Genomic DNA, 26705 nt, shown 5'->3' on the forward strand with positions numbered 1-26705 from the left:
CTGCCCTTATCCAATCCCGTCATCCCTGTAGGGCAATCCCTACCCCGACTCTTCCATCCGGCTGAGGTGATTCTCTCCTGCGCCCCGATTTGCGCAGGCCCCAGGCTCCACTAGGCTTGACTCACAAGCAGTCATCAATACAAAAGGTGCGGGTATGAGCCAGGTCGATTCAAGCGCGGGGGCCAGTGATGTGCTGGTCAGCTTTCGTGGTGTGCAAAAGAGCTACGACGGCGAGAACCTGATCGTCAAAGACCTCAACCTGGACATTCGCAAGGGCGAATTCCTGACCCTGCTCGGGCCTTCCGGCTCCGGCAAGACCACCAGCCTGATGATGCTCGCCGGGTTTGAGACCCCAACCGCCGGTGAGATCCTGCTGGCCGGGCGCTCGATCAACAACGTGCCACCGCACAAGCGCGACATCGGCATGGTGTTCCAGAACTACGCCTTGTTCCCGCACATGACCGTCGCCGAGAACCTGGCGTTCCCGCTGACGGTGCGTGGCCTGAACAAGAGCGACGTGAGTGATCGGGTCAAGCGCGTCTTGAGCATGGTCCAGCTGGACAGCTTCGCCCAACGCTACCCGGCGCAATTGTCCGGCGGCCAGCAACAACGGGTAGCCCTGGCCCGGGCGCTGGTGTTCGAACCGCAGTTGGTGTTGATGGACGAACCCCTTGGTGCGTTGGACAAGCAGCTGCGTGAACACATGCAGATGGAAATCAAGCATCTGCACCAGCGCCTCGGCGTCACCGTGGTGTACGTGACCCACGACCAGGGCGAAGCCTTGACCATGTCTGACCGCGTGGCGGTATTCCACCAGGGCGAGATCCAGCAGATCGCCCCTCCGCGCACACTGTATGAAGAGCCGAAAAACACCTTCGTCGCCAACTTCATCGGCGAAAACAACCGTCTCAACGGTCGTCTGCACAGTCAGACCGGCGACCGCTGCCTGGTGGAATTGGGACGCGGTGAAAAGGTCGAGGCATTGGCGGTGAATGTCGGCAAGCCTGGCGAGCCGGTGACCCTGTCGATCCGCCCGGAACGGGTGAGCCTCAACGGCGCAAGCGAACAATGCATCAACCGCTTCTCAGGGAGGGTGGCGGAATTCATCTATCTGGGCGACCACGTCCGGGTTCGCCTGGAAGTCTGCGGCAAGAATGACTTCTTCGTGAAGCAACCGATTGCCGAGCTCGATCCCGGGCTGGCCGTTGGCGACGTGGTTCCGCTTGGCTGGCAAGTCGAGCATGTGCGTGCGCTCGATCCCCTTCTAGAGGCGAATTGATCGCCCCCTGCTGTACCAACACCAACCCTGCACGTGGAGAGAACAATAAATGTTGAGATCCCTGAAGTTCACAGCCCTGACACTGGGCATGATGGGTGCGGCAAGCGCGATGGCGGCGGGCCCGGACCTGACCGTGGTGTCTTTCGGCGGGGCGAACAAGGCGGCTCAGGTCAAAGCCTTTTACGCACCGTGGGAAGCGGCCGGCAATGGCAAGATCGTGGCTGGCGAGTACAACGGCGAAATGGCCAAGGTCAAGGCCATGGTCGATACCAAGAGCGTTTCGTGGGATTTGGTAGAAGTCGAGTCCCCGGAATTGTCCCGTGGTTGTGACGAAGACATGTTCGAACAACTCGATCCGGCCCTGTTCGGCAAGGCCGAAGACTACGTCAAGGGCGCCATCCAGCCTTGCGGCGTGGGCTTCTTCGTGTGGTCGACCGTGCTGGCCTACAACGCCGACAAGCTCAAGACCGCGCCGACCAGTTGGGCGGATTTCTGGGACACCAAGCAATTCCCAGGCAAACGTGGCCTGCGCAAGGGCGCCAAGTACACGCTGGAATTCGCCTTGATGGCCGATGGCGTAGCGCCGAAAGACGTCTACAAAGTACTGGCTGGCAAAGACGGCCAGGATCGCGCCTTCAAGAAGCTCGATGAGCTCAAGCCGAACATCCAGTGGTGGGAAGCTGGCGCCCAGCCGCCGCAGTACCTGGCTTCCGGTGACGTGGTCATGAGCTCGGCCTACAACGGCCGGATCGCCGCGGTACAGAAAGAAAGCAACCTGAAAGTGGTGTGGAACGGCGGTATCTACGACTTCGACGCTTGGGCCATCCCACGTGGCCTGGACAAGACCCGCGCCGAAGCTGCGAAGAAATTCATCGCCTTCTCGGTGGCGCCGCAGCAGCAGAAGACCTATTCGGAAAACATCGCCTACGGTCCGGCCAATACCCAGGCTGTACCGTTGCTGGCCAAGGATGTCCTGAAGGACATGCCGACCACCCCGGAAAACATCGCCAACCAAGTGCAGATCGACGTCAGCTTCTGGGCTGACAACGGTGAGCAACTGGAGCAGCGCTTCAACTCCTGGGCGGCCAAGTAACCAAAGCGTCCATGGGTGAACGGGCTTTGTGGCGAGGGAGCTTGCTCCCGCTTGAGTGCGCAGCACTCACAAAATTGGCGTTGCCGACAAAATTTTGGGGCCGCTTCGCAGCCCAGCGCGAGCAAGCTCGCTCGCCACAATGACTCGCTTGCACAGGTTGCGGTTTCAAAAGAACAGAGGTGGCCCGCCGCCTCTGTAACGATCAAAAAGATTTGCGGAGTTCGCCATGGCCATCGCCGTTCCACTGAACGCGGGCACCAGCCCCACCCTCAAGCAACGGCTCAAGCATGCCGAGCGGATCAACCGCTGGAAGGCCCAGGCCTTGATCGCGCCGCTGGTGTTGTTTCTGTTGCTGGTGTTCCTGGTGCCGATCGTGGCGCTGCTGTTCAAAAGCGTCAGCAACCCGGAAGTGGTGGGCGCCATGCCTCGCACTGTCGCCGCCGTCGCTGCATGGGACGGACGTGGTTTGCCGGGCGAGCCGGTGTACAAGGCTGCCAGTGAAGACCTGGCCGAAGCCCGCAAGAATCAGACCTTGGGCGACTTGTCCAAGCGCCTGAACATGGAACTGGCCGGCTATCGTAGCCTGCTGACCAAGACCGCTCGGGCGTTGCCGTTTGCCACCGAGCCGGCTTCCTATAAAGAAGCCTTGGAAAACCTCGATGAGCGTTGGGGCGACCCGGCGTACTGGCAGGTGATCCGCCGCAACACCAGCGACGTTACCCCGTATTACCTGCTGGCGGCCGTCGATCACCGCATCGATGACCTCGGCGAACTGGCCCCAGCTACCCCCGACCAGGCGATTTACCTGGATATCTTCACTCGCACGTTCTGGATGGGCCTGGTGATCACCGCGATCTGCCTGGTGCTGGCTTATCCGTTGGCCTACCTGCTGGCTAACCTGCCTTCGCGCCAGAGCAACCTGCTGATGATCCTGGTGCTGCTACCGTTCTGGACCTCGATCCTGGTACGCGTCGCCGCATGGATCGTGCTGCTGCAGTCCGGTGGTCTGATCAACAGTGCGCTGATGGCCATGGGCGTCATCGATAAGCCCCTGGAGCTGGTGTTCAATCGCACCGGCGTATACATCTCCATGGTCCACATCCTGCTGCCGTTCATGATCCTGCCGATCTACAGCGTGATGAAGGGCATCTCGCCAACCTATATGCGTGCGGCGATTTCCCTGGGCTGTCACCCGTTCGCCAGTTTCTGGCGGGTGTACTTCCCGCAGACCTATGCCGGGGTCGGTGCCGGTTGCCTGTTGGTGTTCATCCTTGCCATCGGCTACTACATCACGCCGGCGCTGCTGGGCAGCCCGAACGATCAGATGGTCAGCTACTTCGTCGCGTTCTACACCAACACCAGCATCAACTGGGGCATGGCCACGGCGCTCGGCGGGCTGCTGTTGCTGGCGACCATCGTGCTTTATCTGATTTACAGCTGGCTGGTGGGCGCCAGTCGCCTGCGCCTGAGCTAAGGGGAGATCGAAAATGGTGAGTCCTTACATGTCCCCCGTCGAGCGGGTGTGGTTCTACTGCTTGCGCACACTCTGCGGGCTGATTCTGTTGTTCCTGATCTTGCCGGTGCTGGTGATCATTCCACTGTCGTTCAACTCCGGCAGTTTCCTGGTGTACCCGCTGCAAGGCTTTTCGCTGCAGTGGTACCACGATTTCTTCGCCTCGGCCGAATGGATGCGAGCGCTGAAGAACAGCATCATCGTGGCCCCGGCGGCGACGTTGCTGGCGATGGTCTTCGGCACGCTCGCGGCCATCGGCCTGACCCGTGGTGACTTCCCAGGCAAGGCGTTGGTGATGGCCCTGGTGATTTCGCCGATGGTGGTGCCGGTGGTGATCATTGGCGTGGCCAGTTACCTGTTTTTCGCACCGCTGGGGATGGGCAACAGCTTCTTCTCGCTGATCGTGGTCCACGCCGTGCTGGGTGTACCGTTCGTGATCATCACGGTGTCGGCGACCCTACAGGGGTTCAACCACAACCTGGTTCGGGCCGCTGCCAGCCTGGGGGCTTCGCCACTGACGGCGTTTCGTCGGGTGACCCTGCCGTTGATCGCCCCGGGTGTGATCTCCGGCGCACTGTTCGCCTTCGCGACGTCGTTCGATGAAGTGGTGGTGACCCTGTTCCTGGCCGGCCCCGAGCAGGCAACCTTGCCACGGCAGATGTTCAGCGGCATCCGCGAAAACCTCAGCCCCACCATCGCGGCGGCGGCGACCCTGCTGATTGCCTTCTCGGTGATCCTGTTGCTGACCCTGGAGTGGTTGCGTGGGCGTAGCGAGAAGCTGCGTACTACCCAAGCCTGACGAATATGGGAGCGAGCAAGCTCGCTCCCATAGGGCCTCATCCACAGGCTCCTTATCGCATTCATGGGCTGAATGGCAGACAACCTCCAATACCGAGCTATCCTTGTGCCAGCCCATACTCGAATAAGAGGCCGCGCACATGAGTCTTTCCTCATTCAAGATCGCCCATAAACTGATCACCGGTGCTGCTGCCATCGAGCAACTGGCTGCGGAGTTGACGCGCCTGGACGTCGACAACCCGCTGATCGTGACCGATGCGGCGTTGGTCAAGTCCGGCACCGTGGAACTGGCCTTGCAACATCTGGGCGGACGGGACTACGAGATTTTCGACCGGGTGATGCCGGACCCGGAAATCGCCATTGTCGAGGACTGCATGCAAGCCTATCGCGACGGTGGTCATGATGGCCTGATCGGTCTCGGTGGTGGCAGTGCCATCGACATTGCCAAGTGCGTGGGCGTCTATGCCGGGTACCACGGCGAGCTGCAGGATATGTTCGGCGTCGATCAGGTGCCGCGCAAAGGCCCGCCCATGATTGCCATCCCCACCACGGCCGGTACCGGTTCGGAAGTCACCAACGTGGCGATCCTCTCCGACAAGGCCGCGCAGCTGAAAAAAGGCATCGTCAGCGATTATCTGTTGCCGGACGTGGCGCTGGTCAGTCCGCAGATGACCCTCACCTGTCCGCGCGGCGTCACGGCTGCCAGTGGCGTTGATGCGCTGGCACACGCCATCGAGGCCTACCTGTCGCTCAATGCTTCGCCAATCACCGATGCCCTGGCCATCGGCGCAATCAAGCTGATCAGCCGCGCGCTGCCCAAGGCCTATGCCAACCCGGCTCACCTGCAAGCCCGGGAAGACATGGCCACGGCCAGCCTCATGGCCGGCATGGCATTCGGCAATGCCGGGGTTGGGGCGGTCCATGCACTGGCTTATCCATTGGGCGGGCGTTTTCACGTGTCCCATGGCGTCGCCAATGCTATGTTGCTGCCATACGTCATGACCTGGAACAAGATGGCCTGTGTCGAGCGCATGCGTGACATCGCCGAGGCCATGGGCCTCAAGACCGCTCACCTGAGCGACCTTGAGGCGGCCGATGAGGCTGTGGAGGCGATGATTACGCTGTGTGCTGCCGTGGAAATACCCCAAGGTCTCAGCAGCCTGGGCGTGACCGAGGACGTGATTCCATCCATGGCGGTGGAAGCGGCGGGAATAGAACGGTTAATGCGCAACAATCCACGCAAACTGAGCGCCGCCGATATCGAGAAGATCTACCGCGCGGCGTATTGATCGATTGCCACGGTGGGCGCGCCAAATCTTGAGGTATACAATGCGCGCCATCGTGATTTCGCTCAAAACAGGTGCGTCATGCAGCCCTTCGCTATTGCTCCGTCGATTCTCTCTGCCGACTTCGCCCGCCTGGGCGAGGAAGTGGACAACGTTCTGGCCGCCGGGGCCGACATCGTGCACTTCGATGTCATGGACAACCACTACGTACCCAACCTGACCATCGGCCCGATGGTCTGCGCGGCGCTGCGCAAGTACGGCGTCACCGCGCCGATCGACGCGCATTTGATGGTCAGCCCGGTGGACCGCATCGTTGGTGACTTCATCGAAGCCGGCGCTACCTACATCACTTTCCACCCTGAAGCCACGCAGCACATTGACCGCTCCCTGCAATTGATCCGCGAAGGCGGTTGCAAGGCCGGCCTGGTGTTCAACCCGGCGACGCCCCTGGACGTGCTCAAGTACGTGATGGACAAGGTCGACATGATCCTGCTGATGAGCGTCAACCCTGGCTTCGGCGGGCAGAAGTTCATCCCGGGCACGCTCGACAAGCTGCGCGAAGCCCGTGCGTTGATCGATGCCTCGGGGCGTGACATCCGCCTGGAAATCGACGGTGGTGTGAATGTGAAGAATATCCGTGAAATCGCCGCGGCCGGCGCCGACACGTTTGTCGCGGGTTCGGCCATCTTCAACGCACCGGACTACGAAGAGGTGATTGCACAAATGCGCGCCGAACTGGCCCTGGCGCGCCCATGAGCGGTTTCGAGCAGCTGTTCCCCGGCAGCTTGCCGCGTCTGGTGATGTTCGACCTCGATGGCACATTGGTCGATTCGGTCCCGGACCTCGCGGCGGCGGTGGACACGATGCTGCTCAAGCTTGGACGCCCGCCTGCCGGCCTCGATTCGGTACGCCACTGGGTCGGCAATGGCGCGCCGATGCTGGTGCGCCGGGCCCTGGCCAATGACATCGATGCCCAAGGTGTCGATGATGCCGAGGCCGAGCGGGCGCTGGCGTTGTTCAATGAAGCCTACGAAGACAATCACCAACTGACGGTGGTCTACCCCGGCGTGCGCTCCACCCTCAAGTGGCTGCAAAAGCAGGGCGTGGAAATGGCCCTGATTACCAACAAACCGGAGCGCTTCGTTGCGCCGTTGCTGGACCAGATGAAAATCGGCCGCTATTTCCGCTGGATCATTGGCGGCGATACCTTACCGCAGAAAAAGCCTGATCCGGCCGCGCTGTTTTTCGTGATGAAAATGGCCAACATCCCGGCCTCTCAATCCTTGTTCGTCGGCGACTCGCGCAGCGATGTGCTGGCGGCCAAGGCGGCAGGGGTCAAATGTGTGGCACTGAGTTACGGCTACAACCACGGCCGCCCAATCGCCGAAGAATGTCCTGCCCTGGTAATCGACGATTTGCGCCTGTTAATTCCCGGTTGCCTGGACCCGGCCGCTGAGATAACGTTGCCCGACGCTGTTCAATCCTCTTCTGGAAACGCCATCGTGGTGGTCACTCGCAAACTCTGGATGAAAGTCATGAAGGCCCTGGCCCGCTGGCGTTGGCGCACCTGACGTGATCCCGGCCGGTTATCCGGCGCGTTTGCATACCTGACTGTCAGCTCCTCTTGCCACGAGGCACCCCATGAACCGCGAAGAATTCCTGCGTCTAGCCGCTGCCGGCTACAACCGCATCCCCCTTGCCTGTGAAACCCTGGCTGACTTCGACACGCCGCTGTCGATCTACCTCAAGTTGGCCGACCAGCCCAACTCCTACTTGCTCGAATCGGTGCAGGGCGGTGAGAAATGGGGCCGTTATTCCATCATCGGCCTGCCGTGCCGCACGGTGCTGCGGGTCCATGACCATCGCGTCAGCGTGACCCACGACGGTGTCGAAATCGAAAGCCTCGAAGTTGAAGACCCGCTGGCGTTCGTCGAAACCTTCAAGGCCCGCTACAACGTGCCGACCATCCCCGGCCTGCCGCGCTTCAACGGTGGCCTAGTGGGGTATTTCGGCTACGACTGCGTGCGTTACGTGGAAAAACGCCTGGGCACCTGCCCGAACCCCGATCCGCTGGGCGTGCCGGATATTTTGCTGATGGTGTCCGATGCGGTCGTCGTTTTCGACAACCTCGCCGGCAAGATGCACGCCATCGTCCTGGCCGATCCGTCCCAGGAAGATGCCTACGAGCAAGGTCAACAAAGCCTGCAAGCACTGTTGGAAAAGTTACGTCAGCCGATCGCTCCGCGTCCCGGCCTGGACTTCAGCAAGCAGTCGGCGACCGACCCGGTGTTTCGTTCCAGTTTCACCCAGGACGATTACGAACGGGCCGTCGATACCATCAAGGAGTACATCCTCGCGGGTGACTGCATGCAGGTCGTGCCGTCGCAACGGATGTCCATCGACTTCAAGGCGGCGCCCATCGATCTCTACCGGGCGCTGCGCTGCTTCAACCCGACGCCCTACATGTACTTCTTCAACTTCGGCGACTTCCATGTCGTGGGCAGTTCGCCGGAAGTGCTGGTGCGGGTCGAAGACAACCTGATCACCGTGCGGCCGATCGCCGGCACTCGCCCCCGTGGCGCTACGGAGGAAGCTGACCGGGCCTTGGAAGAGGATCTGCTGTCGGACGACAAGGAAATCGCCGAGCACCTGATGCTGATTGACCTGGGGCGCAACGACACCGGGCGGGTCTCGGAAATCGGCTCGGTGAAGCTCACCGAGAAGATGGTCATCGAGCGCTATTCCAACGTGATGCACATCGTCTCCAACGTCACCGGCCAATTGAAGGCCGGGCTGACGGCGATGGACGCCTTGCGGGCGATCCTGCCAGCGGGCACCTTGTCTGGCGCGCCGAAAATCCGCGCGATGGAAATCATCGACGAGCTGGAGCCGGTCAAGCGGGGCGTGTACGGCGGGGCCGTGGGTTACTTCGCCTGGAACGGCAACATGGACACTGCCATTGCCATTCGCACTGCCGTCATCAAGAACGGTGAACTGCACGTACAGGCCGGCGGCGGTATCGTCGCCGACTCGGTGCCGGCGCTGGAGTGGGAAGAAACCCTGAACAAGCGCCGGGCCATGTTCCGCGCCGTGGCGCTGGCCGAGCAGACTTCGAACGATTGAAAACCCTTCGACAACTCGATCAGTGTGTGTGGGAGCGAGCTTGCTCGCGATGAGGCCGTCATATTCAACCAACCAGTTGACTGACAGTCCGCTATCGCGAGCAAGCTCGCTCCCACAGGTTTTCTCGATCAGAAGTCCAGGCTGACGCCCAGGCTTACCCCTTGCTGGGTCATGTCATCATCCTTGCGCAGTGTATAACCACCCCGTAGCGCCAAGTCGTTGGTCAACTTGTGGCTGACCCCCAGGCTCAGGCGATTGAGGTGGCTCTGTGGCGTGTAGCCTTCCAGTGTGAAGTCATTGGCCGGCAGGCTGTTGAGGGCAATGTTCACCTTTTGCGTGTCGTCTTCGTACTCGCGTTCGTGGGCATACTCGCCAAACACCTGGGTCTGGCGGGTGATGTTGTATTTGCCCTGCAAGCCAATGCCCAGGCGTTTCGAGTCGCGGGTCTGGTCATCGAAGGTCAGGGCCGTGGAGCGGTTGCTCTTTTCCGAGTAGCCGTCGACTTCCACCTTCGCATAGTCAGCGCTGATAAACGGCGAGAGGTGCCATTCGCTGCCCGGCTGGGCAATGTCGTAGCCCACCCGCGTGCTGAATGCCCAGAGATGGCCGTCGGTGTCGCCTTTCTCCTGCGCTTCGTTGACGCCCAGGTCGAACTTGCGCTCCAGGTTGTCGTAGTCGAGCTTGCCGCCGGTCAGTGCCGCATCGGCCCACCAGCGGTTTTGCTGGAACTGGGCGAAAGCGGTCGCCAGGTAGCTATTGAGTTTGTACTTCGAATCGTTGTGGCCTGCTTCCATGTCCTGGCGGTAGAGGCCGGCGGCGACACCTACGCGCCACGCGTCGTTGAGGCGATAGCTGCCGCCAATGTTCAGGCTGTAGCCACTGCCATCGGCGCTGGCGCCGCTGTCCTGGCTGTCCATGTCCAGATGCTGACCACCGCCGGCCACGATGGCCCGCCATTGACCGACGGCCTGCCAGTTCTCCCAGTCCGATTGCCACTGGCTGCGTAACTCGTCCTGGTGAGCGCGCAGGGTCGAGTGGGCCATTTCCGGCAGCAACGTCAGCTCCCATGGTGCCGCGAGCAGGGAATAGGCGTAGTCGGCGATCAGTTTCTGTCCGGCTTCGGTCGGATGGACCGCGTCGTTGTAGATCAGCTTGGTGGGATCAGGCGTGGCGCTGTTGATGCCGTAGGTGGCGTTTTCGGTGCAGCCATTGCCAGTGAAGCAGGTCGCGGTGAGGTTCTCACCGATGGCGAGGCCGAATCTTGCCGGGTCGGCGAAGCTTTCCTTGAGCAACAGCGGAATGTTCAATGGAATGATTTCAGCGTCGATGCCTTGCAGTCGCGTGATCAGCTGCTGGTTGAACTGGTTGCCCAGTTGCGAAAAGAAGTCTTGCGAAGGGCTGCCGTTGAGGAAGGGCGTCAGGCCCAGGTCGGGTAACAGCCAGACCATCACATAGCGGGCACCGGCCGTTTGCAGCGCCTGGACACTGCTGGCCAGGCGGTCCGCGGCTTTACTCGCTTGCTCGGGGGTCAGCACTAGGCCTTGTAGGAAGTCGTTACCACCACCGGAAATGTAATACAGCGCATTTGGATCGGCGCGCAAGCCATTGGACTGCAGGTAGCCAGGACGGCTGCGCTCGCCGGTGTCGGACACGCCGGTAATCGATTTGAGGATCTGGTCGGTGCGATAACCGCCCACCGCCCAGTTGTTGCCGTCCGCCAGCCCCTGGTCGGCGCGGACCGCCGAAGTGGAAGCGGCAGTCTCGTCGGCGGAATAACCCAGGCGCCCACCGAGCAACTGGGTGGAGTTGGCGGAGTAGGCCTCGCCGCTGCCGTCGGTATAGATCGGACCGGTTCGGTTGGTATAGCGGGCTGTCGAGCCGGGCGGGCCGTTCGGGTCGGCGAGTTGGCCGGCGTCGTTGAGGCTGTCGCCGAATACGATGAACTTGGAGTAAGGGTTGGGGGCGGCGCTCGCCTGGGCGCAGGCCATCGCCAGCAGGCAACCGGCAATCGGTACGAACAACGTCTTCTTTATCATGGGAAAGTCCGTTTTTATCTTATTTTTGTTAGAAAACGAAACGACAGTACCAAAAACTTCCGGCATTCTGCCATCCATCTTGAATGTCGCGATTGTTTCAAAGCCCTTCGGGATCGCCCATATTGCGTGCTCCGCCCAGCTAAGCTACTGTGCCGGGACGTATGAACGAGACTTTCCCTGTGTCGATTGTCAGCAAACTTCTGGATCAAATGATCAAGGCACACGCCCGCTGGCGTTGGCGCGCCTGAACATTCTCCGCCGGCTTCGCCGGACCTGTACCGATTTGCCTTCTTTACCCGCTTGTAGAGCCGCTTCGCAGGGGCATCACTTGCCTCGCCAAGCGCAGCAGCGTGCGGGTCATTCTCTGAAGGCTGTATTTAAAGTCAGTGAATTCAATAGGTCGCTTACGCCATGTTGCTGATGATCGATAACTACGACTCTTTTACCTACAACGTTGTGCAGTACCTCGGCGAGCTGGGCTCCGAGGTCAAGGTCGTGCGCAACGACGAATTGACCATCGCCGAAATCGAAGCCCTCAAGCCTGAGCGCATCGTGGTTTCGCCCGGCCCATGCACGCCGACCGAAGCGGGCATTTCCATCGACGCCATCAAGTATTTCGCCGGCAAGCTGCCGATCCTCGGTGTCTGCCTGGGGCACCAGTCGATCGGCCAAGCGTTCGGCGGCGACGTGGTACGCGCCCGACAAGTCATGCACGGTAAGACTAGCCCGGTATTCCACGAGGACAAGGGCGTGTTCGAGGGGCTGAATCATCCGCTTACCGTAACCCGCTACCATTCCCTGGTGGTCAAGCGCGAAACTCTGCCTGACTGTCTGGAGTTGACGGCTTGGACCCAGTTTGAAGATGGCTCGGTCGATGAAATCATGGGCCTGCGCCACAAGACGCTGAATATCGAGGGTGTGCAATTTCATCCCGAGTCTATTCTCACCGAACAGGGCCACGAACTGTTCGCCAACTTCCTCAAACAAACCGGCGGCACGCGCTAAGGACTTTTCATGGATATCAAGACAGCCCTGAGCCGTATCGTCGGCCATCTCGACCTGAGCACCGACGAGATGCGCGACGTGATGCGCGAAATCATGACCGGCCAATGCACGGATGCACAGATCGGCGCGTTCATGATGGCCATGCGCATGAAGAGTGAGAGCATCGATGAAATCGTGGGTGCGGTTTCGGCGATGCGTGAGCTGGCGGACAAGGTCGAACTCAAGACGCTGGACGGTGTGGTGGATGTGGTCGGTACCGGCGGTGACGGCGCCAATATCTTCAACGTTTCCACGGCCTCGTCGTTTGTCGTCGCGGCGGCCGGTTGCACCGTTGCCAAACATGGCAATCGGGCAGTTTCCGGCAAGAGCGGCAGTGCCGATCTGCTGGAGGCAGCGGGCATTTACCTGAACCTGACGCCGGTCCAGGTGGCACGCTGTATCGATAACGTCGGCATCGGTTTCATGTTTGCCCAGACCCACCATAGCGCCATGAAACACGCCGCCGCGCCGCGCCGCGAGCTGGGGCTGCGTACGCTGTTCAACATGCTCGGCCCGCTTACGAATCCGGCCGGCGTGAAACATCAGGTAGTCGGTGTGTTCAGCCAGGCGTTGTGCCGACCATTGGCTGAAGTCTTGCAACGGCTGGGCAGCAAGCACGTACTGGTGGTCCATTCGAAGGATGGACTGGATGAGTTCAGCCTGGCGGCGCCTACATTCGTGGCCGAGCTAAAAAATGATCAGATCAGCGAGTATTGGGTCGAACCTGAAGACCTCGGTATGAAGAGCCAGAGCCTGCACGGGCTGGCAGTCGACGGCCCGGCCCAATCGCTGGAGCTGATTCGTGATGCCCTGGGGCGTCGCAAGACCGAGAATGGCCAGAAAGCCGCTGAGATGATCGTGCTCAATGCCGGTGCCGCGTTGTACGCCGCCGACCACGCCAGCAGCCTCAAGCAAGGCGTGGAACTGGCCCATGATGCGCTGCACACTGGGCTGGCCAGGGAAAAGCTTGAAGAGTTGGGTGCATTTACCGCCGTATTCAAAGTGGAGAACGAAGGATGAGCGTGCCAACGGTTCTGGAAAACATTCTGGCTCGCAAGGCCCAGGAAGTGGCCGAGCGCAGCGCTCGGGTCAGTCTGTCCGAGCTGGAAAGCCTAGCGCGTTCAGCGGATGCGCCGCGCGGCTTTGCCCAGGCTCTGATCGATCAGGCCAAGAAAAAACAGCCGGCGGTGATTGCTGAAATCAAGAAGGCATCCCCCAGCAAGGGCGTGATTCGTGAACACTTCGTCCCGGCCGAGATCGCGCGAAGCTACGAGAAGGGCGGTGCTACCTGCCTCTCGGTGCTGACCGACGTCGACTTTTTTCAAGGCGCTGACGACTACCTGAAACAGGCGCGGGCGGCATGCAAGCTGCCAGTGATCCGCAAGGATTTCATGATCGACCCGTACCAGATCGTCGAGGCGCGTGCGCTGGGCGCCGACTGCGTGCTGTTGATTGTTTCCGCCTTGGACGACGTGAAAATGGCCGAGCTGGCGGCCGTAGCCAAAAGCGTCGGGCTGGATGTCCTGGTGGAAGTCCACGACGGTGACGAGTTGGAACGAGCCCTGAAAACCCTCGATACCAAACTGGTCGGCGTGAACAATCGCAACCTGCACACTTTTGAAGTGAGCCTGGAAACCACTCTGGACCTGTTGCCACGCATTCCGCGCGATCGCCTGGTCATCACCGAAAGCGGCATTCTCAACCGGGCCGATGTCGAGCTGATGGAAGTCAGCGATGTGTATTCGTTCCTGGTGGGCGAAGCGTTCATGCGCGCCGAAAACCCGGGCGTGGAATTGCAGCGACTGTTCTTTCCTGAACGAGGCCTGCCGGTGAGCGGCTCGACGCTGGACTGATCCATGTCGCCTGTGATTTCCCTCACCGTCGAAGCTGGCCTGCAAGCCGAACAGGATCTGCTAGCCAGCATCTGCGCGGGCGACGCCGAGTTCGGCCTGCTGTTCTGGCAGCCCAACGACCGTGCGCTGGTCATGCCGCGCCGCTTGAGTCGCCTACCGGGGTTTGAATACGCTTGTGAAGTATCGGCTGCTCATGGCTGGCCTGTCTTGTTGCGTGAAACAGGTGGCGAACCGGTGCCGCAGTCGGTCGCTACGGTCAATATCGCCCTGGTCTACGCACCACCGCGCAGCGAAGGTGACCACGGACGTATCGAAACCGGCTATCGCCGGTTGTGCGATCCCATCTGTCAGCTGTTGGACGAGTTGGGCGGGGTGGCTTCGCTGGGAGAGGTGGAAGGGGCTTTTTGTGACGGGCGCTTCAACGTCAACCTCGACGGCCGGAAAATGGTGGGCACCGCCCAGCGCTGGCGCCAGAGCAAAGGGGGGCAGCGTCCGGTGGGGCTGGTTCATGGCGCGTTTTTGCTGGAGAACGAGCGCGAGTCCTTGGTCGCGGCAGTCAATCGCTTCAATGAGGCTTGCGGCCTGGAGCCGCGAGTGCGAGCCGAGAGCCATATTGCCCTGCATGAAAAATTCCCGGCGCCTCACGCGCTGGAGCGGCTCGACGCTTTGTACCGGGAGCTGCTGATCAATCTGCTGGGCGCCTAACGCGTTCCGAACACCACCATGGTCTTGCCTTTGACACTGACCAGGTTGCGCTCTTCCAGATCCTTGAGAACGCGACCGACCATTTCCCGCGAACAACCGACAATCCGACCAATCTCTTGGCGGGTCACCTTGATCTGCATCCCGTCCGGGTGGGTCATGGCATCGGGCTGCTTGCACAGTTCCAACAGGCAGCGTGCGACACGTCCGGTGACGTCAAAAAATGCGAGATCGCCGACCTTGCGGGTGGTATTGCGCAGGCGCTGTGCGATTTGTCCGCTGAGTACGTAAAGAATGTCCGGGTCTTGCAGGGACAGTTCTCGGAATTTGGCGTAGCTGATTTCCGCAACTTCACATTCAATCTTGGTCCGCACCCAGGCACTGCGTTCCTGTTCCTTGCCCGCCTGTTCGAATAACCCCAGCTCGCCAAAAAAATCCCCGGAGTTGAGATAGGCGATGATCATTTCCCGACCGTCGTCATCTTCTATGAGGATAGTGACCGACCCCTTGATGATGAAAAACAACGTCTCGGAACGATCTCCTGCACAAATGATGTTGTGTTTGGCTGGATAGCGGCGGCGCTGGCAATGCATCAAGAGTTTGTCGAGATTCTTGATCTTGAACGTGGGAGTAATGGCAACCATGGTTGTATCCCGAAAGACTGCGCAGTGTGATGGTTTGGTTTTTTTATAGACGCGAATGGCTATCGCTAAAAGCTGGCCATGCGCCAGCGAGTTGGCGTATGGCCAGCTTAACAGAGGCGTCCTTAATTGATTTGAGAATTTACCTACGTGCTGTCAGGTCAGGTCTCCTAAGACGGAGAGCGGTCATGCCGGAGCGCTGTGCTAAGCTGGCGACCCTTTTTTAACAGTGGAGTCTTGGCGATGAAGGCACGCATCCAATGGGCTGGCGAAGCCATGTTCCTCGGTGAGTCAGGCAGTGGTCATGTGGTCGTCATGGACGGCCCGCCAGAGGCCGGTGGGCGGAACCTGGGGGTTCGGCCGATGGAGATGCTCCTGCTGGGCGTGGGCGGTTGCAGTAACTTCGACGTGGTCAGCATTCTCAAAAAGTCCCGCCAGGCCGTCGAAAGCTGCGAAGCTTTCCTGGAGGCAGAGCGCGCCACTGAAGATCCCAAAGTGTTTACCAAGATCCACATGCACTTCGTGGTGAAGGGGCGAGCCCTGAAGGAAGCCCAGGTCAAGCGCGCCATTGAGCTGTCCGCCGAGAAGTACTGCTCGGCTTCGATCATGCTCGGCGCCGCGGGGGTCGAAATCACCCACGATTATGAAATCATCGAGTTGGGTTGAGTCGATAGCCGACGGGCCGTATTGAAGTTTTCGGAAATTAAAAAGGCGACTTCCCTTGGGGGAGTCGCCTTTTTAATTTCCGGGGGAACGAGCTGGTCAGTCCCCAATTGCCGTCAAATCCGATAAGTGCTCTTGGTCATGACCTTGGCCAGCAGGCTCATGCCGAACTTGACCGGGGCCGGAAAACGGAAGCCACCGGCCTCAAGTGCACTCTCGGCGTGGTGTTCCTCATCCACGCGCATCTGCTCAAGGATCGCCCGGGATTTTTCATCCTCGGCTGGCAGTTGTTCGAGATGTTCATTCAAATGCTTGCACACTTGATGTTCAGTCGCCGCAACGAATCCGAGGCTGACTTTGTCGCTGATCAGCCCGGCAACGGCCCCGATCCCGAATGACATGCCATAGAACAGCGGGTTCAGGACGCTGGTATGGCTGCCCAATTGGCGAATCCGTTGTTCACACCAGACCAGATGGTCGATTTCTTCCTCGGCGGCATGCTCCATTGCTTCACGCACTTGCGGTAGCTTCGCTGTCAGCGCCTGGCCCTGATACAGCGCCTGGGCACAGACTTCGCCGGTGTGGTTGATACGCATCAGTCCGGCGACGTGGCGGGTTTGCTCGTCACTCAGTTGCGCGTCTGGCTGCACGATAGCCGGTGATGGGCGGTACGGCTGGCCACTGAAGGGCAGCAGGGTGCGCATCGCGGTATCGGCTTGCAGCAACAGACGGTCAATCGGCGAGTAGTGACGTTGGGTAGTCATGCTTACCTCCGGGAAAAATCACAGCGACCAGTTTAACTCAATCGACCGCTGAAGATTTGCGTTGGGTCAGGTGTCTCAGCCCGGTGGCCAGTTCATCTGGCGCTGCCCCAGCACATGCATATGAATGTGATAGACCGTTTGCCCGCCCAGTTCATTGCAATTCATCACCACACGAAAACCTTCTTCACAGCCCAATTCAAGGGCCAGGCGCTGCGCAGTGAACAAAATGTGTCCAGCCAGGCCTTTGTCTTCCTCGGCCAGGTCATTGAGGGTGCGAATCGGCTTTTTCGGTATGACCAAAAAATGTACAGGGGCTTGCGGGGCGATGTCGTGGAAGGCCAGTACCTGGTCATCCTCGTAAATGATCTTCGCCGGAATTTCCCGGTTGATGATCTTGGTGAACAGAGTATCCACAGCTGTTTTCTCCATTGGGTTCGTCGAGGTCGGGGGGCGTGAAGGCTCCGATTGAGGCGACTGATAGTTCAACTTGAAGGGATCAGCGCGGGCAATAGGCCTTGTTGATCATGCCGGCGATGGTTCGGACCAGCCATCGCGAGCCCAGGCGCGGCAGTGCGGCCAGCCAGCGGTTGCGGCGTCCGGGAATAATGATGGCGCGGTTGCGGTCCAGCGCGCGCACGGCGTACAGGGCCACTTCTTCGGGGCTCATCAGTGACTTGCTGTCGATGAGCTTCTGTTCGTCCATCTGCGCCCTGGAAAAGAAGCCGGTCCGGGTCGGACCAGGGCAAAGCACCGAGACCTTGATCGCGCATTTCTTCAGCTCGACCCGCAGGGCTTCGGAGAAGTGCAGCACATAGGCCTTGCTGGCGTAATAGGTACTCATCCAGGGGCCGGGCTGGAACGCGGCGATCGAGGCGACGTTGAGGATCTGGCCGCCGCCAAGCAGCGCCATGCTGTTACCGATGGCATGACAAAGCCGTGTCAGGGCGAGGATATTGACTTCGATCAGGTCCTGCTCGGTCATCCAGTCCTGGCCCAGGAACGGCCCGCTGGTGCCGATGCCTGCGCAATTGACCAGCAGGTCGATCTGCCGCTCGCCTTCCTCCAGTTCCAGGAGAAAACCTGAAAGCCTCAGCGGTTCGCTCAGGTCACAAGCCCGGAACAATACCTCCACGCCAAACCGCTGAGTCAGTTCGATTGCAATACTTTCCAGCCGATCACGCTGTCGAGCCACCAGTATCAGGTTGCGGCCGCGCCGGGCCAGCGCTTCGGCCATGGCCAGGCCAATGCCGCTGGAAGCGCCAGTGATCAGTGCGTAACGGGTCATGCAGTTCTCCATCGCAACAGCCCGCCGCCAGTTGACTGGGCTGTCACCGGCATGAAGCGCGCTTATTGTTCCTCTTCTTCTTCATAGTCTACAGAAGGTGGAGCCGGCTCGGCTGCCTCGACGGCGGGCTCTTCAGAGGTTTCGTTGCTGTATTCACTGCTTTCATAGCTGCTCAGGCTGCTGCTGTCGTAGTCCTCCTGAAGGGCCCCGAAGATGCCGGCAAAGGTAGCCATGAAAATCAGGACGATCATCACCAGCCAGAGCGAGGCCAGCAATTTGACCGCAGTGGTATTGCGCGGCGGCGGGGGGCCGTACTGGTTTGCGCCGGTATTGCCCGGAGCGATGATGAGGATGAAGGGGAAGATGCTGCCCACGAAGGGAACCAGGTTGATCAGCCACAACCACCCCGACCAGCCCAGATCATGCAGGCGCTGGACGTTGAACTGGATGCTCACGAAGGCAAAGGCAAGGACGACGACTGCGGCGAGCAGGCCGCCGACGATGAGTCCCGCGACCGAGTCGGAAGCCAGCAGCCAGGCCGTGGCCAACCAGAAGCCTATGCCGACCAAGGGCAGTAGGGCCAAGGTCAACACCATGGTCCAGGCCAGGTAGCGCAGGCGTCCGATACGCCCGTCGAAGCTGAAGGGCTTGAGCGTGCCGTACTCTGCAAGCGCTTCACCGACTTCGGCGCGGGGAGGCGCGTACGGCGAGGCGGGCTCGACGATCGAATCGGGATGGCGTCCACTCGGTTGCCGTGGTGCCTCCTGTACCTCGCCAAGGTTCAGTTGGACGACGGGTTCGGCTTCGATCCTGGCATCGATCCCGCTCTTGTTGAGCGCTTCCAGGTACTGTTGCGCCTCGCTCTGGGACAGGTTGCTTTTGAGGGCTACCTTGCGCCCGGTGAACAGTCGTTCAATGGCGCTGATATCGCTTTTGAACAGTTCGGCGAGGTTGAGTTTGGCGGTGGTGGTATCGACGCCAGGCATCAGGCCGCCGTCGAATACGATGTTGAAACGGGTTTCGCTCATGCCCGGCATCCTTGTCTCTAGAGAGTTGAATAGTTGTTTTGTTCAGGCTGATTCAGCGGGGCCATTGCCCGCCAAGCTGCGCCGCCCGTGCTTGTGCCTGACGGTATTCTTCATCCAGGCGTGCCACTAACTGATCGATGCTGGGCAAATCATCGATTTCACCCACGCCCTGGCCCGCGGACCATACGGTTTTCCAGGCCTTGGCTTCATCGTTCAGCGGTTTGAGTTTCGAGCCAAAATCCACCTCGCCCTTGTTCTGCAGAGCGGTCAGATCGAAACCGGCATTCTCCAGGCTCTGGCGCATGAAACTGGCCGGCACTCCAGATACAGCGGGAGTATGCACGATGTCTGCGGCTCTGGATGTGAGCAACATCTCTTTATAAGCTTCAGGGGCGTGGCTTTCGCTCGTAGCGATAAAGCGCGTACCGAAGTAGGCCAGATCGGCGCCGAGCAATTGTGCAGCCAGAATCTGGTGACCGTGGTTCAGGCATCCTGCAAGCAGTAAGGTCTTATCAAAAAACTGCCGGATCTCGGCAATCAATGAGAACGGGCTCCAGGTCCCGGCGTGTCCGCCTGCACCGGCGGCAACGGCGATCAAGCCATCGACACCGGCTTCGGCGGCTTTCTCGGCATGACGCCGGGTCGTCACGTCATGGAACACCAGCCCGCCATAAGCATGGACGGCATCCACCAACTCCTTCACCGCGCCCAGGCTGGTGATGACAATCGGCACCTTGTGTTCGATGCAGATGGCCAGGTCGGCTTGAAGCCGCGGGTTGCTGTGATGGACGATCAGGTTCACAGCGTAGGGTGCCGGATTTTCCAGGGTCGCCAGGCCTGCTTCGATTTCCGCCAACCAGGCCTTGAAGCCACTGCTTTCGCGCTGGTTCAACGCCGGAAAACTACCGACGATGCCGTTACGGCAGCAGGCCAGCACCAGTTGTGGATTGGAAATCAGGAACATTGGCGCTGCCACGACGGGCAGGCGCAAGCGTTGTTCAAGCAGAGCGGGCAACGACATCGCAAGTACCCCGGATAATGGACGCTGATTGGAGATTAGAACGGTCGGACGACAACCAGAATTACGATAGCCAGCAATATCAGAACCGGCACTTCATTGAACCAGCGATAAAAGACATGGCTGCGGGTGTTTTCGCCACGGGCGAAGCGCTTTACCTGGGCGCCGCACATATGGTGGTAACCGATCAGCAGCACGACCAGGGTCAGCTTGGCGTGCATCCAGCCACCTTGGGTGAAGTAGGCGCCGGCGTTGAGGCTGAGCAGCCAGATGCCGAATACCAGGGTGGCAATCATCGCCGGGCCCATGATGCCGCGATACAACTTGCGCTCCATGACGCTGAAGCGCTCCTTGCTGACGCTGTCTTCGCTTTGGGCGTGATAGACAAACAGGCGAGGCAGGTAGAACAGGCCGGCGAACCAGCAGACCATGCTGACGATGTGAAGTGCTTTGAGCCACAGATAGAGCATTTTTAGTTATTCCCAGGATTCACGGTAGCCCGATAGTAGAGGTTAGAGCGTCCGCACGTCACCTTGGCGGTTGTCGCCGGGCCCTGCGGCCCCTATCATCGACGGCTTTCCAGTGGGTTCGTTGAGGGCAGGTTTATGGTCAAGGTCGGTATCGTCGGCGGCACGGGGTACACCGGTGTCGAACTGCTGCGTCTGTTGGCACAGCATCCGCAAGCTGAGGTGGTGGTCATCACTTCCCGATCCGAGGCCGGCCTGGCCGTCGCCGACATGTACCCGAACCTGCGAGGCCATTACGACGGCCTGGCGTTCAGCGTTCCGGACGTCAAGACCCTTGGCGCCTGCGATGTGGTGTTCTTCGCCACGCCCCACGGTGTCGCCCACGCCCTGGCGGGTGAACTGCTGGCTGCCGGGACCAAGGTCATCGACCTGTCGGCGGACTTCCGCCTGCAGGACGCTGATGAATGGGCCAAGTGGTACGGTCAACCTCACGGCGCGCCGGATCTGCTCGACGAGGCGGTCTATGGATTGCCGGAAGTCAATCGCGAGAAAATCAAGCAGGCTCGACTGATCGCGGTACCAGGTTGCTATCCGACGGCAACTCAGCTGGGGTTCCTGCCGTTGCTCGAGGCCGGTCTTGCCGATGCTTCGCGTCTGATTGCCGACTGCAAGTCCGGTGTCAGCGGTGCCGGGCGTGGCGCCAGTGTCGGTTCGCTTTACTCCGAGACGTCGGAAAGCATGAAGGCGTACGCGGTCAAGGGGCATCGCCATCTGCCGGAGATTCGCCAGGGGCTGCGCCGGGCTGCGGGCAAGGAGGTCGGCCTGACCTTCGTGCCGCACCTGACGCCGATGAATCGTGGCATCCACTCCACTCTTTATGCAACCGTCGTCGATCGTTCGGTGGATCTGCAGGCGTTGTTTGAAAAGCGTTACGCCAACGAACCGTTCGTCGACGTAATGCCGGCCGGCAGCCACCCGGAAACTCGCAGCGTGCGCGGTGCGAACGTTTGCCGGATCGCCGTGCATCGTCCGCAGGACGGTGATCTGGTGGTGGTGTTGTCGGTCATCGATAACCTGGTCAAGGGCGCGTCCGGCCAGGCGGTGCAGAACCTGAACATCCTGTTCGGGCTGGATGAGCGCCTGGGGCTGTCCCATGCGGGGATGTTGCCGTAACGGCAGTTAAAAGCTGCAAGCTTTAAGCTACAAGCTTGCAGCCTTTAACTTGTAGCTTGCCGCTGCTCTTCAAATAGTTGACCGATTTTCTAGGAGAAGCGGATAATGCCCGCCATCACGCATTATGGCGGCGTAAGCGCCGGGAGATATTCAGCATGAGCGTCGAAACCTTCACCCCCACGGCTTTGCAATTCACCCACGGTGCCGCGCACAAGGTGAAGAGCCTGGTCGATGAAGAGGGCAATGATCGTTTGAAGCTGCGCGTATTTGTTACGGGTGGCGGTTGTTCCGGCTTCCAGTATGGCTTTACTTTCGATGAGGAAGTGGCCGAAGACGACACCATCGTCGAGCGCGAAGGTGTCAGCCTGGTGGTCGATCCAATGAGCTTCCAGTACCTGGCAGGTGCCGAGGTGGATTATCAGGAAGGCTTGGAAGGCTCGCGGTTCGTGATCAAGAACCCAAACGCGACCACGACTTGTGGGTGCGGTTCTTCGTTCTCGATCTGAGACGGCTCCAATAAAAACGCCGCAGTGCCTTACGGCCCTGCGGCGTTTTTTTGTCCGTAATCTTTCTCAGGCCGGGTAGATGGCGCCGAGTACGCGCAAGCCACAGGCGCCAGTAACACTCGGACGATTGCCCGGAATGCCTTCAAGGCAGCAATGGGCGAGCCAGGCGAAAGCCATGGCTTCGACCCAGTCCGGGTCCACGCCATACACCGCCGTACTGCTGACCTTGGTATCCGGCAGCAACTCAGCCAGGCGCTTCATCAGCGCCTGGTTGTGCGCGCCGCCGCCACAGACCAGCAACTCTTGAGTATTGGACTGGGCATGTTGAAGGGATTCGACGATGGTCAGGGCAGTCAGTTCGAGCAGCGTCGCCTGTACGTCTTCCGGGGCGAAGGTTGGCAACTGCGACAAATGCTGACTCAGCCAAGGCAGGTTGAAGACCTCACGGCCGGTACTTTTCGGCCCCTTGGTGACGAAAAAAGGATCGCTGAGCAGTGCCTTGAGCAGGGCTGGCTCGACTTTCCCGCTGGCAGCCCATTGACCGTCCCGATCGAAATGCTCGCCTCGTTGTTGGTGTATCCAGGCATCGAGCAATACGTTGCCTGGACCACAGTCGAAACCAGCTACTGGTTTTGCGGGCTCTATCAGGCTGAGATTGCTGAAACCGCCGACATTCAGCACGGCGCGATTGCCGACTCGTTCTTCGAACAGTGCTTCGTGAAATGCCGGAACCAGCGGGGCGCCTTGTCCACCGGCGGCGACGTCGCGGCTGCGGAAGTCGCTGACGACGGCGATGCCGGTCAACTCACTCAACAAGGCCGGATTGCCAATCTGTACAGTAAATCCGCGGGTTGGTTCATGGCGGATGGTCTGGCCGTGGCTGCCGACCGCCGTGATGTCTTCAGGCTTGAGTTTCTGTTCGTTGAGCAGGGTATGGATACCCTGTGCAGCCAGCTTTACCCAGCTTTGCTGGGCAATGGCGGAGCGGGCGATCTCATCGGGCCCGCTGCTGCACAATCCGAGCAATTCGGCGCGCAGGACGGCGGGCATCGGAATGTAGTGCGTGGCGATCAATTTGATCGCCGGGGTCAGTTCGATCAGTGCGATGTCCAAGCCATCCAGGCTGGTCCCGGACATCACACCGATATAGAGCGCCATGCTTAGCGCTTGCTCGAGGCCAGCATGGTGGCTTTCTCTTGATCCATGCGAGCCATCAAGGGTTGGCTTTGGGCCAGGAAGCGCGCGCGCTCGGCCTTGGCGATCGGATCGGCCATCGGCAGTTTCTGGCCTAGTGGGTCGACGTGGACGCCGTTGACCTGGAACTCATAATGCAAGTGCGGTCCGGTGGACAGGCCGGTAGTGCCGATGTATCCAATAACCTGGCCTTGCTTGACAGTGCCGCCTGTCTTCACGCCTTTGGCGAAGCCCTGCATGTGGCCGTACAGCGTGCGATAGGTATTGCCGTGCTGGATGATCACGGTGTTGCCATAACCGCCACGACGTCCGGCAAGCAATACCTTGCCGTCGCCGGCGGCCTTGATTGGCGTACCGCGGGGGGCGGCGTAGTCGACACCTTTATGGGCGCGGATCTTGTTCAGGATTGGATGCTTGCGACCGGCGGAGAACTTCGAGCTGATACGGGCGAAATCAACCGGTGTACGGATGAAGGCCTTGCGCATGCTGTTGCCGTCGGCAGTGTAGTAGCTGCTGTTGCCTTGCTTGTTGGTGTAGCGCACTGCGGTGTACGTCTTGCCACGGTTGGTGAAGCGCGCGGAAAGAATCGGACCGTTGCCGACACTCTTGCCATTGACCACTTTTTGCTCATAGATGATGTCGAACTCGTCACCCTGGCGAATGTCCTGGGCGAAGTCGATGTCGTAGCCAAATACGCTGGCCATGTCCATGGTCAGGCTATGGGAAAGGCCGGCACGAGCAGCCGACTGGGACAATGAGCTGTTGATGACGCCATGAACGTAGGCCGAGCGAACGGTAGGCTTGGCGGTGACGCGGTTAAATACATACCCCTTGTCGTTTTTGGTCAGGGTGATGCTTTCCAGGTCGCTCAGCTTGGTGTGCAGGTTGGTCAGCTGTCCGTCTGGATTGAGTTCGAATTCGAGTTTCTGGCCGCGCTGCAGTTGAGTGAACTGCTTGGCTTGCTTGTCGCTGGCCAGGATTTCATGGACCGAAGTCGAGGGCAGGCCAACCTTTTCGAAGAGGGTGGAAAGTGTGTCGCCCTTGGCAACAATCACTTCGCGATGGTCTGGTCCCTTCTTTTCTTCTGCAACAGGCGCTTCTACCTGAGCGGCTGCCTCGGTGGTGTCTTGCGGGCTGTTTTCAATCTGCGCAAAAGGAGAGGCGGCCGGTTCGTTTGTGGCTTGAACGGCTTCGGCGGCGTCTTGTTCTTGTGTCAGTTGTTCAGCAGGGCTTTCCAGTTCAAGACTCAGAGTCGTCTTTTTGGCTTCAACATCGCTGGAGGGAAACACCAGGAGCGCCAGGCTAAGGAGGGCTGCGATGCCACTTGCGGCAAGCAGGTGGGTCTTTGGGTAAAGCGGTGGCGCTTTAGACGGTTCTGTGGTCATAGGTAATTTTGACTTTTGAAAAGATGAATTGGAAAAGATGAATGACATGATGAAGATGAAATAACTGTATAAAATATAACCAAATCCCCTGCGAAGCAAGCCCGCGGACGCTCTGTTCTGTGGATTGGCGTCCGCGCGCCGGGCAAACCTTGTATTTGGTGCGCGATCTTGTATGGTTGGGGCCCTTTGAATCTGAGCCTTACGGGTCTGTTATGAAGTCGGTTGAAGAGCAGCTAGCGCTGATCAAACGTGGTGCGGAAGAACTGTTGGTCGAGTCCGAGCTGATCGAAAAGCTCAAGCGCGGGCAGCCGCTGCGTATCAAGGCCGGTTTCGATCCAACGGCGCCCGATCTGCACCTGGGTCATACCGTGCTTATTAATAAGCTGCGCCAGTTCCAGGATCTGGGGCACCAGGTCATCTTCCTTATAGGTGACTTCACCGGGATGATCGGTGATCCAAGTGGCAAGAGTGCTACGCGCCCACCGCTGACTCGTGAGCAGGTTCTCGATAATGCCGAGACCTACAAGACTCAGGTTTTCAAGATTCTTGATCCGGCCAAGACTGAAGTGGCTTTCAACTCCACTTGGATGGATCAAATGGGGCCGGCGGATTTCATTCGCCTGACGTCTCAGTACACCGTAGCTCGTATGCTCGAGCGCGATGATTTCGACAAGCGCTATAAATCCAATCAGCCAATTGCCATCCATGAGTTCCTCTACCCGCTTGTACAGGGTTATGACTCGGTCGCGTTGCGCGCGGACGTTGAGCTCGGCGGTACTGACCAGAAGTTCAACCTGTTGATGGGGCGTGAGTTGCAGCGTGGCTATGGTCAGGAGGCGCAATGCATTCTGACCATGCCATTGCTGGAAGGTCTGGATGGCGTGAAGAAGATGTCCAAGTCGCTGGGCAACTACGTAGGTATTCAGGAAGCGCCCGGCGTCATGTACAGCAAACTGGTCTCCATTCCTGATGTGCTGATGTGGCGTTACTTCGAGCTGTTGAGCTTCCGGTCCATGGATGAGATCAATGCGTTCCGTGCCGATGTCGAGGCGGGAGCCAATCCGCGAGACATCAAGATCAAGCTGGCCGAAGAGATTGTTGCTCGTTTCCACGGTGAGGAGGCTGCGGCCAATGCTCATCGCGCGGCGGGTAATCGTATGAAGGATGGTGAGCTGCCGGATGATCTGCCGGAGATCGAGCTGACTGCTGCCGAGGATATGCCGATTGCGGCAGTCCTTAATAAAGCAGGCTTGGTCAAGAACGCTGCGGTGGCGCGAGATCTCCTGGGCTCGGGTGGTGTGCGTATAGATGGTGTAGTTGTGGATCGCGCCTATATATATGAGCTGGGTTCTACTCATGTATGTCAGGCCGGCAAGAAGGCTTTTGCGCGTATTACGCTGAAATCTGAATAAAGCTGAAAATAGGTGTTGACGGCAGATTCTGGAAGTCTATAATTCGCCCCACTTCCGGCGCAGTCGAAACGGAAAACTTCTTGAGATTCAATGAGTTAAGTAGGTTTCGAAGGTGCGGGGCTTCAGTTTATCGAAGCCCGGAAGGAGCAGGTGGAGCGGTGTTGTTTGGCTCTATCGGCGGTTCGATCTTCTCGGTCGAAAGCGGTGAAAAAGAGGTGTTGACAGCAGCGAGTAACGCTGTAGAATTCGCCTCCCGCTAACGAGAGATCGGAAGCGCAAGTGGTTGAAGTTGTTGATGTTTCCGAAGCGAAACTTTGAAAATTTCTGAAAATAACCGCTTGACAGATACACGAGGCGCTGTAGAATGCGCGCCTCGGTTGAGGCGAAAGACTCAGCCAGCCGCTCTTTAACAACTGAATCAAGCAATTCGTGTGGGTGCTTG

Annotated in this window: 26 protein-coding genes; 16 read left to right on the forward strand and 10 right to left on the reverse strand. The window is 59.4% G+C overall.

Annotated elements, in window-relative coordinates:
* The first annotated feature begins 154 nt into the window (after positions 1 to 154).
* From BLO97_RS26040 to trpE, 8 genes are all read left to right on the forward strand, one after another.
* Positions 155 to 1279: an ABC transporter ATP-binding protein gene (locus BLO97_RS26040; protein WP_092146421.1), complete on the forward strand. Its 1125-nt coding sequence runs from the start codon at positions 155 to 157 to the stop codon at positions 1277 to 1279.
* 49 nt (positions 1280 to 1328) lie between these two features.
* The gene (locus tag BLO97_RS26045) at positions 1329 to 2372 is read left to right on the forward strand and encodes an ABC transporter substrate-binding protein (protein WP_003206153.1); all 1044 of its coding nucleotides are present in this window, start codon (positions 1329 to 1331) and stop codon (positions 2370 to 2372) included.
* Positions 2373 to 2598: 226 nt separating this feature from the next.
* Entirely contained in the window at positions 2599 to 3846 is a 1248-nt protein-coding gene (locus tag BLO97_RS26050) for an ABC transporter permease (protein WP_018607201.1), read from the forward strand.
* A gap of 13 nt (positions 3847 to 3859) precedes the next feature.
* A complete protein-coding gene (locus tag BLO97_RS26055) occupies positions 3860 to 4684 on the forward strand; it encodes an ABC transporter permease (RefSeq protein WP_063324119.1) in 825 nt (274 codons plus the stop codon).
* 139 nt (positions 4685 to 4823) lie between these two features.
* Positions 4824 to 5972 (forward strand): iron-containing alcohol dehydrogenase, encoded by a 1149-nt coding sequence (locus BLO97_RS26060; RefSeq protein ID WP_063324120.1) that lies wholly within the window; start codon positions 4824 to 4826, stop codon positions 5970 to 5972.
* A 78-nt stretch (positions 5973 to 6050) separates the two neighbouring features.
* A complete protein-coding gene (rpe, locus tag BLO97_RS26065; RefSeq protein ID WP_063324121.1) occupies positions 6051 to 6725 on the forward strand; it encodes a ribulose-phosphate 3-epimerase in 675 nt (224 codons plus the stop codon).
* Positions 6722 to 7540, forward strand: coding sequence for a phosphoglycolate phosphatase (locus BLO97_RS26070; RefSeq protein ID WP_063324122.1), 819 nt, complete (start codon positions 6722 to 6724; stop codon positions 7538 to 7540). The genes rpe and BLO97_RS26070 overlap by 4 nt, the downstream gene beginning before the upstream one ends.
* 70 nt (positions 7541 to 7610) lie before the next feature.
* On the forward strand, positions 7611 to 9092 hold the full coding sequence (trpE, locus tag BLO97_RS26075) for an anthranilate synthase component I (protein WP_063324123.1): 1482 nt from the start codon (positions 7611 to 7613) through the stop codon (positions 9090 to 9092).
* 128 nt (positions 9093 to 9220) lie between these two features.
* Here the strand turns inward: trpE and estP are convergent, their stop codons facing one another.
* Positions 9221 to 11128: an esterase EstP gene (gene estP, locus BLO97_RS26080; RefSeq protein ID WP_092348918.1), complete on the reverse strand. Its 1908-nt coding sequence runs from the start codon at positions 11126 to 11128 to the stop codon at positions 9221 to 9223.
* Between the two features lie 411 nt (positions 11129 to 11539).
* Between estP and BLO97_RS26085 the strand changes: the two genes are divergently transcribed.
* The 4 genes from BLO97_RS26085 to BLO97_RS26100 are packed head-to-tail and all read left to right on the forward strand — an operon-like array spanning position 11540 to position 14730.
* Complete coding sequence (locus tag BLO97_RS26085) at positions 11540 to 12133, forward strand: aminodeoxychorismate/anthranilate synthase component II (RefSeq protein WP_063324125.1); 594 nt, start codon at positions 11540 to 11542, stop codon at positions 12131 to 12133.
* A 9-nt stretch (positions 12134 to 12142) separates the two neighbouring features.
* The gene (trpD, locus tag BLO97_RS26090; RefSeq protein ID WP_092146427.1) at positions 12143 to 13192 is read left to right on the forward strand and encodes an anthranilate phosphoribosyltransferase; all 1050 of its coding nucleotides are present in this window, start codon (positions 12143 to 12145) and stop codon (positions 13190 to 13192) included.
* A complete protein-coding gene (gene trpC / locus BLO97_RS26095) occupies positions 13189 to 14025 on the forward strand; it encodes an indole-3-glycerol phosphate synthase TrpC (RefSeq protein WP_092146429.1) in 837 nt (278 codons plus the stop codon). Before trpD ends, trpC begins: the two co-directional genes overlap by 4 nt.
* A gap of 3 nt (positions 14026 to 14028) precedes the next feature.
* Positions 14029 to 14730 carry a lipoate--protein ligase family protein gene (locus BLO97_RS26100; RefSeq protein WP_092146431.1) on the forward strand — a complete coding sequence of 234 codons (702 nt, stop codon included), beginning with the start codon at positions 14029 to 14031 and terminating at the stop codon, positions 14728 to 14730.
* On the opposite strand, the gene crp is transcribed toward BLO97_RS26100, so the two are convergent.
* A complete protein-coding gene (gene crp, locus BLO97_RS26105; RefSeq protein ID WP_060740379.1) occupies positions 14727 to 15371 on the reverse strand; it encodes a cAMP-activated global transcriptional regulator CRP in 645 nt (214 codons plus the stop codon). The two genes, BLO97_RS26100 and crp, sit on opposite strands and share 4 nt — an antisense overlap.
* A 240-nt stretch (positions 15372 to 15611) precedes the next feature.
* Here crp and BLO97_RS26110 point away from each other — a divergent pair, with 240 nt between their 5' ends.
* Positions 15612 to 16034 (forward strand): OsmC family protein, encoded by a 423-nt coding sequence (locus tag BLO97_RS26110; protein ID WP_003206127.1) that lies wholly within the window; start codon positions 15612 to 15614, stop codon positions 16032 to 16034.
* Between the two features lie 113 nt (positions 16035 to 16147).
* On the opposite strand, the gene coq7 is transcribed toward BLO97_RS26110, so the two are convergent.
* From coq7 to hemJ, 6 genes are all read right to left on the reverse strand, one after another.
* Positions 16148 to 16795 carry a 2-polyprenyl-3-methyl-6-methoxy-1,4-benzoquinone monooxygenase gene (gene coq7, locus BLO97_RS26115; RefSeq protein WP_014340488.1) on the reverse strand — a complete coding sequence of 216 codons (648 nt, stop codon included), beginning with the start codon at positions 16793 to 16795 and terminating at the stop codon, positions 16148 to 16150.
* 75 nt (positions 16796 to 16870) lie between these two features.
* On the reverse strand, positions 16871 to 17209 hold the full coding sequence (locus tag BLO97_RS26120) for a histidine triad nucleotide-binding protein (RefSeq protein WP_003206124.1): 339 nt from the start codon (positions 17207 to 17209) through the stop codon (positions 16871 to 16873).
* Between the two features lie 82 nt (positions 17210 to 17291).
* Positions 17292 to 18080, reverse strand: coding sequence for an SDR family NAD(P)-dependent oxidoreductase (locus tag BLO97_RS26125; protein ID WP_092348921.1), 789 nt, complete (start codon positions 18078 to 18080; stop codon positions 17292 to 17294).
* Between the two features lie 62 nt (positions 18081 to 18142).
* Positions 18143 to 19108 (reverse strand): DUF805 domain-containing protein, encoded by a 966-nt coding sequence (locus BLO97_RS26130; protein ID WP_092146433.1) that lies wholly within the window; start codon positions 19106 to 19108, stop codon positions 18143 to 18145.
* Positions 19109 to 19160: 52 nt separating this feature from the next.
* Positions 19161 to 20129: an NAD(P)H-dependent flavin oxidoreductase gene (locus tag BLO97_RS26135; protein WP_092146435.1), complete on the reverse strand. Its 969-nt coding sequence runs from the start codon at positions 20127 to 20129 to the stop codon at positions 19161 to 19163.
* 35 nt (positions 20130 to 20164) lie between these two features.
* Positions 20165 to 20596 (reverse strand): protoporphyrinogen oxidase HemJ, encoded by a 432-nt coding sequence (gene hemJ, locus BLO97_RS26140; RefSeq protein WP_003206117.1) that lies wholly within the window; start codon positions 20594 to 20596, stop codon positions 20165 to 20167.
* A gap of 135 nt (positions 20597 to 20731) precedes the next feature.
* Between hemJ and argC the strand changes: the two genes are divergently transcribed.
* Together argC and erpA are read left to right on the forward strand one after the other, a co-directional pair.
* Positions 20732 to 21766: an N-acetyl-gamma-glutamyl-phosphate reductase gene (argC, locus tag BLO97_RS26145; RefSeq protein ID WP_092348924.1), complete on the forward strand. Its 1035-nt coding sequence runs from the start codon at positions 20732 to 20734 to the stop codon at positions 21764 to 21766.
* Between the two features lie 155 nt (positions 21767 to 21921).
* Positions 21922 to 22272, forward strand: a complete 351-nt coding sequence (gene erpA / locus BLO97_RS26150; protein ID WP_003177727.1) for an iron-sulfur cluster insertion protein ErpA — start codon at positions 21922 to 21924, stop codon at positions 22270 to 22272.
* Positions 22273 to 22338: 66 nt separating this feature from the next.
* On the opposite strand, the gene BLO97_RS26155 is transcribed toward erpA, so the two are convergent.
* Positions 22339 to 23430, reverse strand: a complete 1092-nt coding sequence (locus BLO97_RS26155; RefSeq protein ID WP_092348927.1) for an anhydro-N-acetylmuramic acid kinase — start codon at positions 23428 to 23430, stop codon at positions 22339 to 22341.
* Between the two features lie 2 nt (positions 23431 to 23432).
* Positions 23433 to 24851, reverse strand: coding sequence for a peptidoglycan DD-metalloendopeptidase family protein (locus BLO97_RS26160; protein WP_092146439.1), 1419 nt, complete (start codon positions 24849 to 24851; stop codon positions 23433 to 23435).
* Between the two features lie 212 nt (positions 24852 to 25063).
* On the opposite strand from BLO97_RS26160, the gene tyrS reads away from it, so the two are divergent.
* Positions 25064 to 26263 carry a tyrosine--tRNA ligase gene (gene tyrS / locus BLO97_RS26165; RefSeq protein ID WP_092146441.1) on the forward strand — a complete coding sequence of 400 codons (1200 nt, stop codon included), beginning with the start codon at positions 25064 to 25066 and terminating at the stop codon, positions 26261 to 26263.
* Positions 26264 to 26705: the final 442 nt, after the last annotated feature.

This window comes from Pseudomonas sp. NFACC05-1 (assembly GCF_900100135.1).
GTDB lineage: Bacteria > Pseudomonadota > Gammaproteobacteria > Pseudomonadales > Pseudomonadaceae > Aquipseudomonas > Aquipseudomonas fluorescens_Q.